The organism is Ensifer sp. ENS10, assembly GCF_014852025.1.
GTDB lineage: Bacteria > Pseudomonadota > Alphaproteobacteria > Rhizobiales > Rhizobiaceae > Ensifer.
On the sequence record NZ_JACVAS010000002.1, the window covers coordinates 139,877 to 154,361 of the forward strand.

Annotated in this window: 10 protein-coding genes; 6 read left to right on the forward strand and 4 right to left on the reverse strand. The window is 63.6% G+C overall.

The window, feature by feature from the left end:
* Positions 1 to 14: 14 nt before the first annotated feature.
* Together alaS and recA are read right to left on the reverse strand one after the other, a co-directional pair.
* The gene (gene alaS / locus IB265_RS07650) at positions 15 to 2,678 is read right to left on the reverse strand and encodes an alanine--tRNA ligase (protein WP_057248922.1); all 2,664 of its coding nucleotides are present in this window, start codon (positions 2,676 to 2,678) and stop codon (positions 15 to 17) included.
* Between the two features lie 229 nt (positions 2,679 to 2,907).
* Positions 2,908 to 3,999, reverse strand: coding sequence for a recombinase RecA (gene recA / locus IB265_RS07655; RefSeq protein ID WP_057248921.1), 1,092 nt, complete (start codon positions 3,997 to 3,999; stop codon positions 2,908 to 2,910).
* Between the two features lie 321 nt (positions 4,000 to 4,320).
* Between recA and IB265_RS07660 the strand changes: the two genes are divergently transcribed.
* Both IB265_RS07660 and IB265_RS07665 read left to right on the forward strand, forming a co-directional pair.
* Positions 4,321 to 5,268: a carbohydrate kinase family protein gene (locus tag IB265_RS07660; protein ID WP_058328265.1), complete on the forward strand. Its 948-nt coding sequence runs from the start codon at positions 4,321 to 4,323 to the stop codon at positions 5,266 to 5,268.
* A 31-nt stretch (positions 5,269 to 5,299) separates the two neighbouring features.
* Positions 5,300 to 6,229, forward strand: a complete 930-nt coding sequence (locus IB265_RS07665; RefSeq protein WP_057248919.1) for a pseudouridine-5'-phosphate glycosidase — start codon at positions 5,300 to 5,302, stop codon at positions 6,227 to 6,229.
* A 99-nt stretch (positions 6,230 to 6,328) separates the two neighbouring features.
* Here the strand turns inward: IB265_RS07665 and cckA are convergent, their stop codons facing one another.
* Complete coding sequence (gene cckA, locus IB265_RS07670; RefSeq protein ID WP_110878670.1) at positions 6,329 to 8,956, reverse strand: cell cycle histidine kinase CckA; 2,628 nt, start codon at positions 8,954 to 8,956, stop codon at positions 6,329 to 6,331.
* A gap of 264 nt (positions 8,957 to 9,220) precedes the next feature.
* On the opposite strand from cckA, the gene IB265_RS07675 reads away from it, so the two are divergent.
* Positions 9,221 to 10,222, forward strand: coding sequence for a flagellar biosynthetic protein FliO (locus IB265_RS07675; protein ID WP_192494723.1), 1,002 nt, complete (start codon positions 9,221 to 9,223; stop codon positions 10,220 to 10,222).
* A gap of 126 nt (positions 10,223 to 10,348) precedes the next feature.
* Here IB265_RS07675 and dksA read toward each other — a convergent pair whose 3' ends face one another.
* Entirely contained in the window at positions 10,349 to 10,768 is a 420-nt protein-coding gene (gene dksA, locus IB265_RS07680) for an RNA polymerase-binding protein DksA (protein WP_034794589.1), read from the reverse strand.
* Between the two features lie 416 nt (positions 10,769 to 11,184).
* Between dksA and IB265_RS07685 the strand changes: the two genes are divergently transcribed.
* From IB265_RS07685 to IB265_RS07695, 3 genes are all read left to right on the forward strand, one after another.
* The gene (locus tag IB265_RS07685) at positions 11,185 to 11,703 is read left to right on the forward strand and encodes a histidine phosphatase family protein (RefSeq protein WP_058328269.1); all 519 of its coding nucleotides are present in this window, start codon (positions 11,185 to 11,187) and stop codon (positions 11,701 to 11,703) included.
* Positions 11,704 to 11,834: 131 nt separating this feature from the next.
* A complete protein-coding gene (locus IB265_RS07690) occupies positions 11,835 to 13,331 on the forward strand; it encodes a YcjX family protein (RefSeq protein WP_112946810.1) in 1,497 nt (498 codons plus the stop codon).
* Positions 13,328 to 14,413, forward strand: coding sequence for a YcjF family protein (locus IB265_RS07695; protein ID WP_192494724.1), 1,086 nt, complete (start codon positions 13,328 to 13,330; stop codon positions 14,411 to 14,413). The genes IB265_RS07690 and IB265_RS07695 overlap by 4 nt, the downstream gene beginning before the upstream one ends.
* Positions 14,414 to 14,485 lie beyond the last annotated feature (72 nt).

Sequence of the window (14,485 nt, forward strand, 5' to 3'; positions counted from 1 at the left end):
TCTGTCTTTGACGGTTACCCGGCCAGTGCAACGGCCACGGCCTCGATGGCTTCGGCCGCCTTCTCACCATCCGGACCACCGGCCTGGGCCATGTCAGGACGTCCGCCGCCACCCTTGCCGCCGAGCGCGGCTGATGCGACGCGAACGAGGTCGACGGCGCTGAGCTTCGAGGTCAGATCGTCGGTGACGGCCACGACCGCACTCGCCTTGCCATCGCCGGACACGCCGACGAAAGCGACGACGCCAGAGCCGAGGCTCTTCTTGCCGTCATCGGCAAGGCTCTTCAGATCCTTGGGCTCGACGCCCGAGACGACCTTGCCGAGGAAACGAACGCCAGCGATGTCGCGGGCTGCGTCGGCGGAACCCGCCTCGCCGCCACCGCCGAGCGCCAGCTTCTTCTTGGCTTCGGTCAGTTCGCGTTCCAGCTTGCGGCGTTCGTCGAGCAGCGCCTCGACGCGGCCGAGCACGTCGCCCGGCTGAACCTTCAGCGTGTTGGCGAGTGTCTTCACGCGCTCGTCCTGCTCGTTGAGATAGGCGCGTGCGGCTTCGCCGGTCAGCGCCTCGATGCGGCGAACGCCGGCGCCGACTGCGCTTTCCGAAACGACACGGACGAGACCGATGTCACCGGTGGCCGACACGTGGGTACCGCCGCAAAGCTCGACGGAATAGGCGCGGTTGGCCTTGGAACCGTGAATGCCGCGGCCCATCGAGACGACGCGCACTTCGTCGCCATACTTCTCGCCAAAGAGTGCCATCGCGCCTTCGGCGATCGCATCGTCGACGCTCATCAGGCGCGTGGTCACCGGCGTGTTCTGCACGATGATCTCGTTGGCCATTTCCTCCACGATCTTCAGCTCTTCCGCCGTCATCGGCTTCGGATGCGAAACGTCGAAGCGCAGGCGTTCCGGGGCTACCAGCGAGCCCTTCTGGGCGACATGGGTGCCGAGCACTTCGCGCAGCGCCTCATGCAGCAGGTGGGTTGCCGAGTGGTTGGCGCGCAGGCGCGAGCGGCGCGCATGGTCGACGTCGAGCTGCGCGGCGTCGCCGGTCTTCACCGTACCTTCAGCAACGGTCGCGAAATGAACGAAGAGCCCCTCGCCGCGCTTCTGCGTGTCGGTCACGACAAGCTTGCCGGTTTCGGTGGTGATCGTGCCGGTGTCGCCCATCTGGCCGCCCGATTCGCCGTAGAACGGCGTCTGGTTGAGCACCACCTGGACCGTGTCGCCCTTGGCTGCCGAAGCGACGACGGCGCCGTCGCGCACGATCGCCTGGATCACGCCTTCGGCGGTCTCGGTGTCATAGCCGAGGAAGTCGGTGGCGCCGTGCTTTTCCTTGAGCTCGAACCAGATCGTCTCGGTCGCCGCTTCGCCCGAGCCGGCCCAGTTGGCGCGGGCTTCGGCCTTCTGGCGCTCCATGGCGACAGAGAAGGCGTCGGTATCGACGGTGATGCCCTTGGCGCGCAGGGCGTCCTGGGTCAGGTCGAGCGGGAAGCCGTAGGTGTCGTAGAGCTTGAAGGCGGTTTCGCCGTTGAACTGGTCGCCTTCCGAGAGATCGGCAGATGCGTCCGAAAGCAAGTTCAGACCGCGCTCCAGCGTCTTGCGGAAGCGGGTTTCCTCAAGCTTCAGCGTCTCGGAGATCAGCGCTTCTGCGCGCATCAGTTCCGGATAGGCGCGGCCCATCTGGCCGACCAGCGCCGGCAAGAGCTTCCACATCAACGGATCCCGGGCACCGAGCAATTGCGCGTGGCGCATGGCGCGGCGCATGATGCGGCGCAGCACGTAACCGCGGCCTTCGTTCGACGGCAGCACGCCGTCGGCAATCAGGAAAGCGGACGAACGCAGATGGTCGGCAATGACACGATGGCTGGCGCGCTGGTCGCCCTCGGCCTTGACGCCGGTTGCTTCCTCGGAAGCTGCGATCAGGGCGCGGAAAAGGTCGATGTCGTAGTTGTCGTGCTGGCCCTGCAGCACCGCTGCCAGGCGCTCGAGGCCCATGCCGGTGTCGATCGACGGACGCGGCAGGTTGACCCGCTCTTCCTTGGTGATCTGCTCGTACTGCATGAAGACGAGGTTCCAGATCTCGATGAAACGGTCACCGTCCTCGTCGGCCGAGCCGGGCGGTCCACCCCAGATATGGTCGCCATGGTCGTAGAAGATTTCCGAGCATGGGCCGCAGGGCCCGGTATCGCCCATGGCCCAGAAGTTGTCGCTCGTCGGAATGCGGATGATGCGGTCGTCGGAGAAGCCGGCGATCTTCTTCCAGAGATCGAAGGCTTCGTCGTCGGTGTGGTAGACCGTGACCAGCAGGCGCTTGGCGTCGAGGCCGTATTCCCTAGTGATCAGGTTCCAGGCAAGCTCGATGGCGTTTTCCTTGAAGTAATCGCCAAAGGAGAAGTTGCCGAGCATTTCGAAGAAGGTGTGATGGCGCGCGGTGTAGCCGACATTGTCGAGGTCGTTGTGCTTGCCGCCGGCGCGCACGCATTTCTGCGCGGTCACGGCCGTCGAATAGGGACGCTGCTCCAGCCCGGTGAAGACGTTCTTGAACTGCACCATGCCGGCATTGGTGAACATCAATGTCGGGTCGTTGCGCGGCACCAACGGGCTCGACGACACGACCTCATGACCGTTCCTGCGGAAATAGTCGAGAAAGGTCGACCGGATTTCATTCACGCCGCTCATCTTGCGTCCTATTCTTAAGCATCAATTCCGGCCCGGCCGCAGCCATCGCCGCGCCACTAAGCCATTGTCCTCAAAGCCCCGTGGCCACCCAGGGCGGCCACGCCCTCCAACGCCCTCGGCCGCCGGAACCAAAGGCTTTTATCGCTCACGTACCACACTGTCCAGACGGCAGCAAAAAACCGGCCGTCATAGGACGACCGGTTCTCCGGAAGCTTCAGTTCCTGGTGTTTCACGCCTCGGCGGCGTCGTCGCTGCCGTCGTCGGGTTCCGGGCCGCCGTTTTCGAGGAACCGGTCGGCGATCAGGCCGGCGTTCTGGCGCAGCGCCGTCTCGATCTCACGCGCCAGGTCCGGGTTGTCGCGCAGGAACGTCTTGGCGTTCTCGCGGCCCTGGCCGAGGCGCTGGCTGTTATAGGAGAACCAGGCACCGGATTTCTCGACGATGCCGGCCTTGACGCCGAGATCGACGAGTTCGCCGGTCTTGGAAACGCCTTCGCCATACATGATGTCGAACTCGACCTGCTTGAAGGGCGGCGCCATCTTGTTCTTGACGACCTTGACACGGGTCTGGTTGCCGACGACCTCTTCGCGCTCCTTGACCGAACCGATGCGGCGGATGTCGAGGCGGACCGAGGCGTAGAACTTCAGCGCGTTGCCGCCGGTGGTGGTTTCCGGCGAACCGAACATGACGCCGATCTTCATGCGGATCTGGTTGATGAAGATGACCATGCAGTTCGACTTGGAGATCGACGCGGTCAGCTTGCGCAGCGCCTGGCTCATCAGGCGTGCCTGCATGCCCGGCAGGCTGTCGCCCATTTCGCCCTCGATTTCGGCACGCGGCACGAGCGCTGCGACGGAGTCGACGACGAGAACGTCGATCGCACCGGAGCGCACCAGCGTGTCGGTGATCTCAAGCGCCTGCTCGCCGGTGTCCGGCTGCGAGATCAGGAGGTTTTCGAGATCGACACCGAGCTTGCGCGCATAGATCGGATCGAGCGCGTGTTCGGCGTCGACGAAGGCGCAGATGCCGCCCTTCTTCTGTGCTTCGGCGATCGTCTGCAGCGCCAGCGTCGTCTTACCCGAGCTTTCCGGGCCGTAAATTTCAACGATGCGGCCCTTCGGCAGGCCGCCGATGCCGAGCGCGATGTCGAGGCTGAGAGAACCCGTCGAGACGGTTTCGATCTCGATGATGCTGTCCTTCCCACCGAGCTTCATGATCGATCCCTTGCCGAACGACCGTTCGATCTGGGAAAGTGCCGCTTCAAGTGCCTTGCTTTTATCCACCGATTTGTCCTCTACGAGCCGCAAAGAGTTTTGTGCCATTTGGTCCACCTTTAGGTTATTGAAGCTACCGAGGCAATGAAGCCGCCGCAGGAGTTTTTGTACATGTTTTGTTCCGTATTTGCAAGAGCAGGACAATATATTGAAAAACAATGATTATCTTGGTTTCGTTCTTTTCATGTTCACGGGATTGAAACCATAGGTTCTCAAATGCGCGCAGTACGTCTTCAAACCTGCCCCTCAGGGCTTGGCCGATTCGCCTGAGACGAAGAGATCGGGCGCATGGGTCCTTGGAATTTGGACCTCGGCCATTGCAGAAAGCCAACAGATATTTCGGCCGATGGGCCAAGCAGAGGAACATTCATGACGGAAGCTGAAATCGCCGTCTTCGGCGGAGCGCATATCGACAGGCGCGGCCGCATATCGGGGACGACCGCACCGGGTTCCAGCAATCCCGGCACCTGGTTCGAAGAGGCTGGCGGTGGCGGCTTCAACGCGGCCCGCAACCTTGCGCGCCTTGGCCATGGCGTGCGCATGATCAGCACTCGCGGCGGCGATGCCGCCGGCGAGATGGTGACGGCGGCGGCGGCCGCAGCAGGGGTCATCGACAGCCCCCTCACCTTTCTCGATCGCCAGACGCCGAGCTACACCGCGATCCTTGAAAACGACGGCAATCTGGTGATCGCGCTCGCCGACATGGAACTCTACCGGCTGTTCTCGCCGCGACAATTGCAACGCCGGGCGCTCCGCGATGTCGTCGCCACGAGCAGGCTCGTGCTGACGGACGCCAACCTGCCGGAGGAAACGATCGCCGCGCTGGTCCAGTCGGCCGCGGGCAACGGGCGCCTCGTCGCCGGCATTGCCGTTTCGCCCGCCAAGGTCATCCGCTACCGGCCGTGCCTCCCCCATCTCTCCTTCCTGTTCATGAATGAATCCGAGGCACGGGCGCTGACCGGCAAGGACGCGGCCGAGGCGGAAGCATGGCCGGCGCTTTTGAGAAGCGCGGGCCTCAATGGCGGCGTGGTCACACGCGGCGGCCGCGCGGTCGTCGCCTTCGATGGCGACAGCATCTGCGTTGCCGTTCCGCCGGCGCTCCCGGCACTGGCCGACGTGACCGGCGCCGGTGATGCGCTTGCCTCCGGCTTCCTCTCCGCGCGCCTCGCCGGCTGCAATCTGACCGAGTGCCTGCGGCACGGCATCGCAGCCGCCGGAATCACATTGCGCTCTCCCTTGGCCGCATCCGAAGAGATGTCCGCGGCCAATCTCGAACAGGCGCTGGCTCTTGTGCCCACGCCCCAAATGCTGTCATGACAATTGCCAGCAGAACTCCCAAGGAAAGACCATGACCAAACCCGCTTCTCCCTCCCTGCCGATGGCATATTCCGACGAGGTCGCAGCCGCCAAGGCGCGTGGCGCGCCGATCGTGGCGCTGGAATCGACCATCATTACCCATGGCATGCCCTATCCCGGCAATCTGAACATGGCCCGCAGCGTCGAAGCGATCATCCGCGAACAGGGTGCCGTGCCGGCAACGATCGCCGTCATCCATGGCGTGCTGCATATCGGCCTTGATGACGCCAAGCTCGAGGAGTTGGCGAAGACGGAAGGTGCGATGAAGGTCTCGCGCGCCGACCTCGCGTTCGCGATCGCCGAGCGCCGCACGGGCGCAACGACCGTTGCCGCGACGATGATTGCCGCTGCCCGCGCCGGCATTCGCGTCTTTGCGACCGGCGGCATCGGTGGCGTGCACCGCGGCGCCGAACTCAGCTTCGACGTCTCCGCCGACCTCGACGAACTTGCCCGCACCGGCGTCATCGTCGTCTGCGCCGGCGCCAAGGCGATCCTCGACATTCCGAAGACGCTCGAAGTGCTCGAAACCCGCGGTGTCCCTGTCGTCACCTACGACAGCGAAGTCTTCCCGGCCTTCTGGTCGCGCGACAGCGGCCTCAAGAGCCCGCTGATGCTGAACAGCCCGGCGGCGATCGCCAACTTCCAGAACATGCGCGAACTGCTCGGCGTCGACGGCGGCATGCTGGTCGCCAATCCGGTGCCGGAAGAAAGCGAAATCCCGCGCGAAGAGATGGAAATCTACATCACCCGCGCGCTCGACAATGCCGAGAGCGACGAGATCACCGGCAAGGCCGTCACGCCTTACCTGCTCGACAATCTCTTCCACATGACCGAAGGCCGCAGCCTCGAGACCAACATCGCGCTGGTCGAGAACAATGCGCGCCTTGCTGGCGAGATCGCGGTCGCGCTCAACGCCAAGTAATTCCTATAGGATAACAGACGAAAAAGCCCGGCACGCAAGCGCCGGGCTTTTTCATGTCCGACTTCCACCGGCTGATGATTTCAGTGTCAGATCGCTGATCTAGGAGTCGAGCATTTCGCGCACGGAGACTGCGAGCTGCTTCAGCGAGAACGGCTTCGGCAGGAAGCCGAACTTCGCGTCGGCCGGCAGGTTGCGGGCAAAGGCGTCTTCGGCATAGCCGGAAACGAAGATGAACTTCAGGTCCGGGTACTTTTTGCGCAGCTCGGTCAGCAGCGTCGGTCCGTCCATCTCCGGCATCACCACGTCCGAAACGACGATATCGACCGCACCGTCGAGCTCGTCCATGATATCGAGCGCCTCGACGCCGGAGCCCGCCTCGTAGACTGTGTAGCCGCGCGTTTCCAGCATGCGCTTGCCGCCGCGGCGTACCGCCTCCTCGTCCTCGACAAGCAGGACGACGGCTGAATCCCCGGTGAGATCGGCCGGCTCCTCGGTCTTTGCCGCCGGTGCTGCAATCGCCTGCGCTACCCGCGCCGGAGCCGCCTCCGCCGTTGTTGTCGCCGCCAGATTGGTCTCTTCGGCCACTACCGGCACCTCGATGTGGCGCGGCAGCAGGATGCGGAAGGTGGTGCCCTTGCCGACTTCCGATTCCGGATAGATGTAACCGCCCGACTGCTTGACGATGCCATAGACCATCGACAGGCCGAGACCAGTGCCCTTGCCGACTTCCTTGGTGGTGAAGAACGGTTCGAAAATCTTGTCGAGGATCTCCGGCGGTATGCCGGTCCCCTGGTCGGCGACCTCGACCATCACGAAATCGTCGTCCGGCAACTCGCGTCGTCCGAAGGCGGCAACCTCGGCGGCAGGCAGGTTGCGCGTCCGAAGGGTGATCGTGCCGCCCTCCGGCATTGCGTCGCGGGCATTGACCGCCAGGTTCAGCAGCACCTGTTCGAACTGGCCGAGATCGGTCTTGACCGGCCAAAGATCGCGGCCATAGTCCACCTCGACCTTGACGTTGGTTCCGGTCATGCGATCGACCAGCATGCGCAGGTCGCCGATCACATCCGTCATATTGAGCACCGTCGGCCGCATCGTCTGCTTGCGCGAGAAGGCGAGCAATTGGCGCACAAGCACCGCAGCGCGGTTGGCGTTGCGCTTGATCTCCATGAGATCGGCAAAGCTCGGATCTGCCGTACGGGCCGACAGGAGCAGGTGGTCGGACGACAGCAGGATCGCCGTCAGCACGTTGTTGAAGTCGTGCGCGATGCCGCCGGCGAGCGTGCCCACGGCGTTCATCTTCTGGGTCTGCGCCATCTGGTTCTCGAGCGCCTTCTGCTCGGTGATTTCAAGCGCATGGATGATTGCCGCTTCCTCTGGCGACTGATCGCTCTGGTCGATTACGGCGTTGATATAGAAGCGGAAGTGGCGCTCTCCATCCTTCGGGTGCAGCGCATCGATCGGCGCGATGTCACCCTGCCGGTCCTTGGCTGCCGCCAGCGCCTCGTGCAGACGGCCCTTTTCGGTTTCGTGCACCACGGCTTCGATCAGCGCCCCGCGCTCGACCTCGTCCTGCGAGACGAGGCCGGAGAAGAGCTTCAGGAACGGCGCGTTGGTGCGCAGAATCCGGCCATTGCCATCGACCGAGGCGATCGCCATCGGCGTGTTGTTGAAGAAGCGGGTAAAGCGCATTGCCGCGCTCGACGCCGATTGCTCGTTGTCCTCGCCGCCCTCGCGCGACATGACGATGGTGCGGCTTTCGCCGGGTGCTCCGTCGCGCGTCGAGGAGACGCGGTGGATCATGCGCACCGGCAGGCTCTGGCCGTTCAGCTTGCGCAGATCGAGGTCGAGCATTTTGGTCTTCTTCAGGCCAGGCTCCGCCTGCACGGCCTGAACGAGCGTCAACCCCTCGCCGGCCACCAGGTCGCCGATGCTGATCGACCCTGGCTGGAACTTGGTCAGGTCGATGCCGAGCCAATCGGCGAGCGTGGCATTGATGTAGAAGATCTCGCCCTTGCGCCCGGCGGAGAAGAAGCCGGCCGGCGCGTGGTCGAGATAGTCGATCGCGTTCTGCAGTTCCTTGAAGAAACGTTCCTGGTCGTCACGTTCGGCTGTAATGTCGGCAATCTGCCAGAGATAGAGCGGGTTGCGCTCGCTGTCTTCGAGCGGCAACACCCGCGCCTTCAGCCGGAACCAATGGGCGCCGGAGCCACTGGAGGTGCTGGTCGCGAGCGGCTTCAGCAGGCGGAATTCCTCATGCCCCTGCTTGCCCTCGTGCAGACCGTTGGTTAGCCGGTAGATCGCTTCCGTCGCCTCGCGATTGCGCGACAGGATGGTTTCCAGCGACTGGATGCCGGCGGCACTCTTGGCACCCGTCAGCGCGCCATAGGCGGCGTTGGCGTAGATGATCCGGCCCTTGCGGTCGGTGACGATCGTGCCGTCCTCATGGGCATCGAGAAAGGCGCGCGCCAGTTCGTCCGGGCGCGACTGCGGCATGACCTCGATGAAGCCGATGACGGAGGAGACGAGGAAGAAGATGCCGACCATGGCAAGAACGCCGAGGATGCCGAGAACGATCTCGTTTTCCATCTCGTTCTTGAAGATCACGAAGGCGATGGCTGACACGGTGAGGACGATCGCGAGCAGAACGATCCGCAGCACGGTGCCTGGCCTGACGCCACGGTCAACAACCGGCATCTGGTAGTCGCCTGACTGCCGCAATTTCGTCATCGGATCCTCTTATGCGGCCGGCACCGCGCGCGCGGGCCGGCACTTCCGGCCGGTATCCGCGTAATCCGCCGGGCGAAATCGGTCATTCCCGATACGCCCTCGATCATTCGGACAAGAATCATCTTTAACAATCAGAGATAACAGCAAAAAGCACCTATGCGGAAGCATTGCAGCCAATTCACAGGGAATGTCGGCGAAGTCCTTGTCCGGGCCCGAAAAAAGCCGTCAAATACTGGCACTCGAAAGGCAGAAGGAGTTCAGCCTATGATGGAAACGATCATCGCAGACAATGGCAGCCGGTTCGTCATCGCCGCCGCAGCCGTCGCGATCGGACTTCTCTGCCTCGTGGCCGTGCTCTGGATCATGCGAAATCGTCCCTCCTCGCCCTTCATTCGCGGCGGCAAGAACCGCCAGCCGCGCCTTGCCGTGCTCGATGCCGCTGCCGTCGACACCCGTCGCCGCCTGGTGCTCGTGCGCCGCGATGATGTCGAACATCTGATCATGATCGGCGGCCCGACGGATATCGTCATCGAGAGCCGGATCGGTGCGCCCGAGGATCGCGCGGCCGTCGTGGAGCGCAAGGTAGAGGCACCGCTGGCCGTGGACAGCCGGCCGGCAACGCGGGAGCTTCCGCAACAAGCCGCACCTTCACTTGAAGCTGAAACCGTCGCCGCCGTCACGCCGGTCCGGCCCGTTGCCCAACCGGAGGAACAACCGGTCACCCGTATCGAGCCGGCCGCGCCGCCGCGCGTTGTCGTGGAGCAGCGCCCGGTCGCCGCACCCGTCCTTGCGGCCGAACAACGTCCGCCTGTCCGTCCGTCCGTGCAGCAGGCTCCGGAAATCCCGGCTGTCACGGCCGCTTCGGCGCCCCAGTCGAACTTCGAAATCGCCATAAACAGGTCCGCACCGGCGGTCCAGCAAGTCCAGGCGCAGCCAATCCCCGTACAACCCGTGCAGTTGCAGCGCCCGGCCCCCACCATCCAGCAGCCCCAGCCGGCGCCGGCCACTGCCCTCACGGATTTCGAGCGCCTGCTCGATGCGGAGATCAGCGGCGACCTGCAGCGTCTTGGCCCGGCCACAGTACCGAACCCAGGCACCGTTGCCTCCACGAACATGGTGGCACCGGAGAGCCGCTCCCTGGCGCCATCCGGCCGTCAGGAGCCGACGCTTGGCGCCCCCGGCGCCGAAGGCGGCCGCAAGGAGCCGACCATCGAAGAAGAAATGAACCGTATGCTGGCCGATATCTCCGCCGGCCGGAAGCCATAGCTTCCCCTCGCGGGTGACGCCGCTGGGCATCGCGAAGCGGTCCACCCTTGGTAAGCAATCGGTCCAAAAGAAAAAGGCGCGGTTTGAGCCGCGCCTTTTTTCAGACAGTTCCGATAGTCGGATATCTTATTCGTCCCGGTAGACCTTTTCCCGACGTTCGTGACGCTCTTGCGCCTCGATCGACAGGGTTGCGATTGGCCGTGCGTCCAGCCGCTTCAGGCCGATTGGCTCACCGGTCTCTTCGCAGTAGCCGTAGGTGCCTTCATCGAGCCGTTGCAGCGCCGCGTCGATCTTGGAGATCAGCTTGCGCTGACGGTCCCGGGCTCTGAGCTCAATTGCCCGATCCGTTTCGGAAGAAGCCCTGTCTGCGAGATCGGGATGATTGGCGCTCTCCTCTGCCAAGTGATCCAGTGTCTCGCGTGCCTCACGAAGGATGTCATTTTTCCAAGCGTTCAACTTGGCCCGGAAATACGCCCGGTGGTTGGCATTCATGAATTCATCGTCCTCGGACAGGACGAAGGTACTAAGATCGATCTTCTCACTCAACGCGATTCTCCTGAAGAACATCTCATTGCGGCGCTGTATAGACCTATGGAAGCCTCGATTCAAGCCTCGGAACAGGCACTCAACCGTATTTTAATATTGCTCGCGATTCAGGCTAACTGACGAATATTTCATCAAAATTACACATTGGAACTTGAATTCCTGCTTGTACGTACCGCTGCGTCCGGCCGTCCTCGCTGAAAAGTGACACTGATGTGTTTGCGCCATTGGATCGCCTGATCGCGACCGCGGCAAAGCGCAGCAGCTTGCCGATCCCCGGAAAAAAGCAGCCGGCAGCTTGATCTTTGCGGTTCCCGAGGGAAAAGGTGGAGGTCTGCCGGGCGGCGCGCAAGCTGTGCCCGGACAACACCATTCGACCCTGCCGCCACAAGCGACAGGCAGCCACCGGAAACCGCTCGATGCAAGACAGCGCCCCCAAGGCCCTTCGCCTTTACCTTCTGCGGCACGCACGCTCCGGTTGGGCGTTGCCCGGGCAACGCGACTTCGACCGGGCGCTGGACGAGGTCGGTTATGTCGATGCGGAACGGCTCGCGCAGATGGCTGCCGACCGCGGCATCCGCCCCGAGCGCATCCTCTGTTCCACCGCCGTGCGCTGCCGCGAAACCGCCGAACCGTTCTTTCGCACCGTCAGTGAAAGTCTCGATATCCGTTACATCGATGCACTCTATTCGGGACCGGCAACCGTCTACTTCGATCTCATCGACGCCCATCGGCATCTGAATTCGCTGATGCTGGTCGGGCACAACCCGATGATCGAGCAATTGCTTCACCGGCTGATCGGAGACGACGCAGCGCGTGAGGCGTTTGCCTACGGTTATCCGCCGGGGGGGCTTTCGATCCTCGACCTGCCCGTCGTCGCGCCGAAAGATGGCGCAGCGGTCGCGACATTGGTCTCGATCCTGCTGCCCAACCAATAGAAGAATTGCCGGATCCTCGTTGCGACCGGGGAAATATTGCCTATATCGCGGTGGCTGCCTGCGTGCGACAGTTCTGCCGGACGACGCCAGCAGAACGCCCCACGGAACTACGCCGCAAGAAAGAGCAAGATTTGGCGCCCAACCTGACCAGCTTCAAAGACGACGCCCTGATTGCGCTCGACAATCTGACCGACCGAGCCTCCGGCCTCGTCAATCCCTCCATCCGCCTCGGTGTCACCGGTCTGTCGCGCTCCGGCAAGACGGTTTTCATCTCGTCGCTGGTGCACAATCTCCTGAACGGCGGACGCCTGCCGGTGTTCGAGCCGGTGCGTTCCGGGCGGGTCTCGAAGGTCAGGCTTCAACCGCAGCCGGACGATGCCGTACCGCGCTTCCAATACGAGGACCACATCGCTGCCCTGGTGCGCGATCGCATCTGGCCGGATTCGACCCGCGCCATTTCGCAACTGCGCATCACGATCGACTATGAGAGTGCCAGCGGCTGGAACCGGCTGTTCTCTCCCGGCCGCCTGTCGCTCGATATCGTCGATTACCCCGGTGAGTGGTTGCTCGATCTGCCCCTGCTGGCACAGGATTTCCGCGCGTTCAGCAACAACGCCGTGGCACGCGCCCATGCCGCCAGCCGGAGCACCTTTTCGGCGGAGTGGCTGACGCTGGCCGCTTCGGCCGGACCGACGGCCGTTGCCGACGAGGCGAGCGCCCGCAGGCTTGCCGAAAGTTTCACGGGCTATCTGAGGGCCTGCAAGGCGGACGAACGCTCTCCTTCGACCCTCCCGCCTGGCCGCTTCCTGATGCCGGGCGATCTCGAGGGGTCGCCGGCACTCACCTTCTCGCCGCTTCCCGATCTCCCGGATGGCCGCGCACCGAAAGGTTCGCTCTGGGCGATGATGGAGCGGCGCTACGAGGCCTACAAGAAGCATGTGGTGAGCCCGTTCTTTCGCGAACACTTCGCACGGCTCGACCGCCAGATCGTGCTGGTCGATGCGCTCCAGGCGATCAACAATGGCCCCGAAGCGCTGCTCGATCTCGAGCAGGCGCTTGCCGACGTGCTCGCCTGCTTCCGCCCGGGAACCAACAGCTGGCTCTCCTCCTTCCTGACACGCCGGATCGACAAGGTGCTGATCGCCGCGACGAAGGCGGATCATCTGCATCACGAAAGCCACGACCGGTTGGAGCGCATCGCCGCGCGCCTGGTCGATCGCGCCGCGCAGAGCATCGGCATGAGCGGCGCCGGCCTCGAGGTCATGGCGCTTGCATCCGTCAGGGCGACCCGCGAAGCGACCGTCAACCACGACGGCCATGCGCTGCCGGTGATCGTCGGCACCCCGATCGCCGGCGAGGAGATCAACGGCGAAATCTTTGACGGCGAGAAGAAAACCGCAATATTTCCCGGTGACTTGCCGGAAGATCCTGAAGTGCTCTTCAAGGCGATCGAGATGCAGTCGGGCGGAACGACCTTCGTCGAAAGCGCCCACCCTCTGCCAGAGCTCAGCTTCGTCCGCTTCCGCCCGCCGCATCTCGAAGAAACCGGCGGCGGCTTAAAACTGTCGGTACCGCATATCCGTCTCGACCGAGCCATGCAATTTCTGTTCGGAGACCGGCTCGCATGAGTGACGATAGTAACGGCCGCAGCCGCCGACCCGGCGCCTTTTCGGTTGGAGAGGAGAATCCTGTCCAGGCCGCCCCACAGTCGCGCGTCCCGCGTTCGCCCGCGAGCTTCGATGACAATGTGGTGCTGACGCCGGATGCGGAAGATCCGTTCCGCGAGACCACGCTGGCGGTCGAGGCGCTCGCGTTGCCGGAAGCAAGCCCGCGCAAGCGTCGCCTGTCGGTCGGCAAGATCGCGATCGGCGCTCTCGGCATCATTCTCTCGCTGGCCGCCGGCCTTTGGGTCGACCGCCTGCTGCGCGATCTCTTCACCCGCGCCGATTGGCTCGGTTACACCGCCCTTGCCGTCGTCGCGATCGGACTGCTGGCGCTGCTGATCGTCGTTGCCCGCGAGCTCTCCGGGATGATGCAGCTTACCGCCATCCAGAAGCTGAAATCGGAAACGGAGGCTGCAGCGACCTCGGGCAACACCAAGCGCGCGCGGTCGGCGCAGACGAAGCTCGTCCATCTGCTGGCCAGCAATCCACGAACGGCACGCGGCCGCACGCGGCTGAAGGAAACCGAGGGCGAGATCATCGATGGGCCGCATCTGATCGAACTCACCGAACGCGAACTCCTGAGCCCGCTCGACCGCGAGGCCCGCCGCCTCATTCTTGCCGCCTCGAAGCGCGTATCGATCGTCACAGCCGTCAGCCCGCGTGCCTTGGTCGACCTCGGTTATGTGCTCTATGAATCCGCCCGCCTGATCCGCTCCATGGCCGAACTCTACGGCGGCCGCCCCGGCACGCTCGGTCTGCTGAGGCTGATGCGCGACGTCATCGCCCATCTTGCCGTTACCGGCTCGATCGCCGCCGGTGACAGCCTCATCCAGCAGGTGCTTGGTCACGGCCTCGCCTCGAAGCTCTCGGCGCGTCTTGGCGAAGGCGTGATCAACGGCCTGATGACAGCGCGCATCGGCATCGCGGCGATGGACCTCTGCCGTCCTATGCCGTTCCGCGCGTTGAAACGCCCTGGTATCGGCGATTTTCTGGCCGACTTAAGTCCGGGTGCCGGGCGCGCCGGCAGCGAAGGCGGCGAGAAATAGGGCATGTTCGGTTGGCACTGGAGCATCCCGCTTTCAAGTCGAATCACGTGAAAGCGGAAAGATGCTCCAGAA

Coding starts and splice junctions, on each gene's coding strand:
- IB265_RS07675 (WP_192494723.1), top strand. CDS start 9,221: ATGATGGAAACGATCATCGCAGACAATGGCAGCCGGTTCGTCATCGCC.
- cckA (WP_110878670.1), bottom strand. CDS start 8,956: ATGACGAAATTGCGGCAGTCAGGCGACTACCAGATGCCGGTTGTTGAC.
- alaS (WP_057248922.1), bottom strand. CDS start 2,678: ATGAGCGGCGTGAATGAAATCCGGTCGACCTTTCTCGACTATTTCCGC.
- IB265_RS07665 (WP_057248919.1), top strand. CDS start 5,300: ATGACCAAACCCGCTTCTCCCTCCCTGCCGATGGCATATTCCGACGAG.
- IB265_RS07695 (WP_192494724.1), top strand. CDS start 13,328: ATGAGTGACGATAGTAACGGCCGCAGCCGCCGACCCGGCGCCTTTTCG.
- IB265_RS07660 (WP_058328265.1), top strand. CDS start 4,321: ATGACGGAAGCTGAAATCGCCGTCTTCGGCGGAGCGCATATCGACAGG.
- IB265_RS07685 (WP_058328269.1), top strand. CDS start 11,185: ATGCAAGACAGCGCCCCCAAGGCCCTTCGCCTTTACCTTCTGCGGCAC.
- recA (WP_057248921.1), bottom strand. CDS start 3,999: ATGGCACAAAACTCTTTGCGGCTCGTAGAGGACAAATCGGTGGATAAA.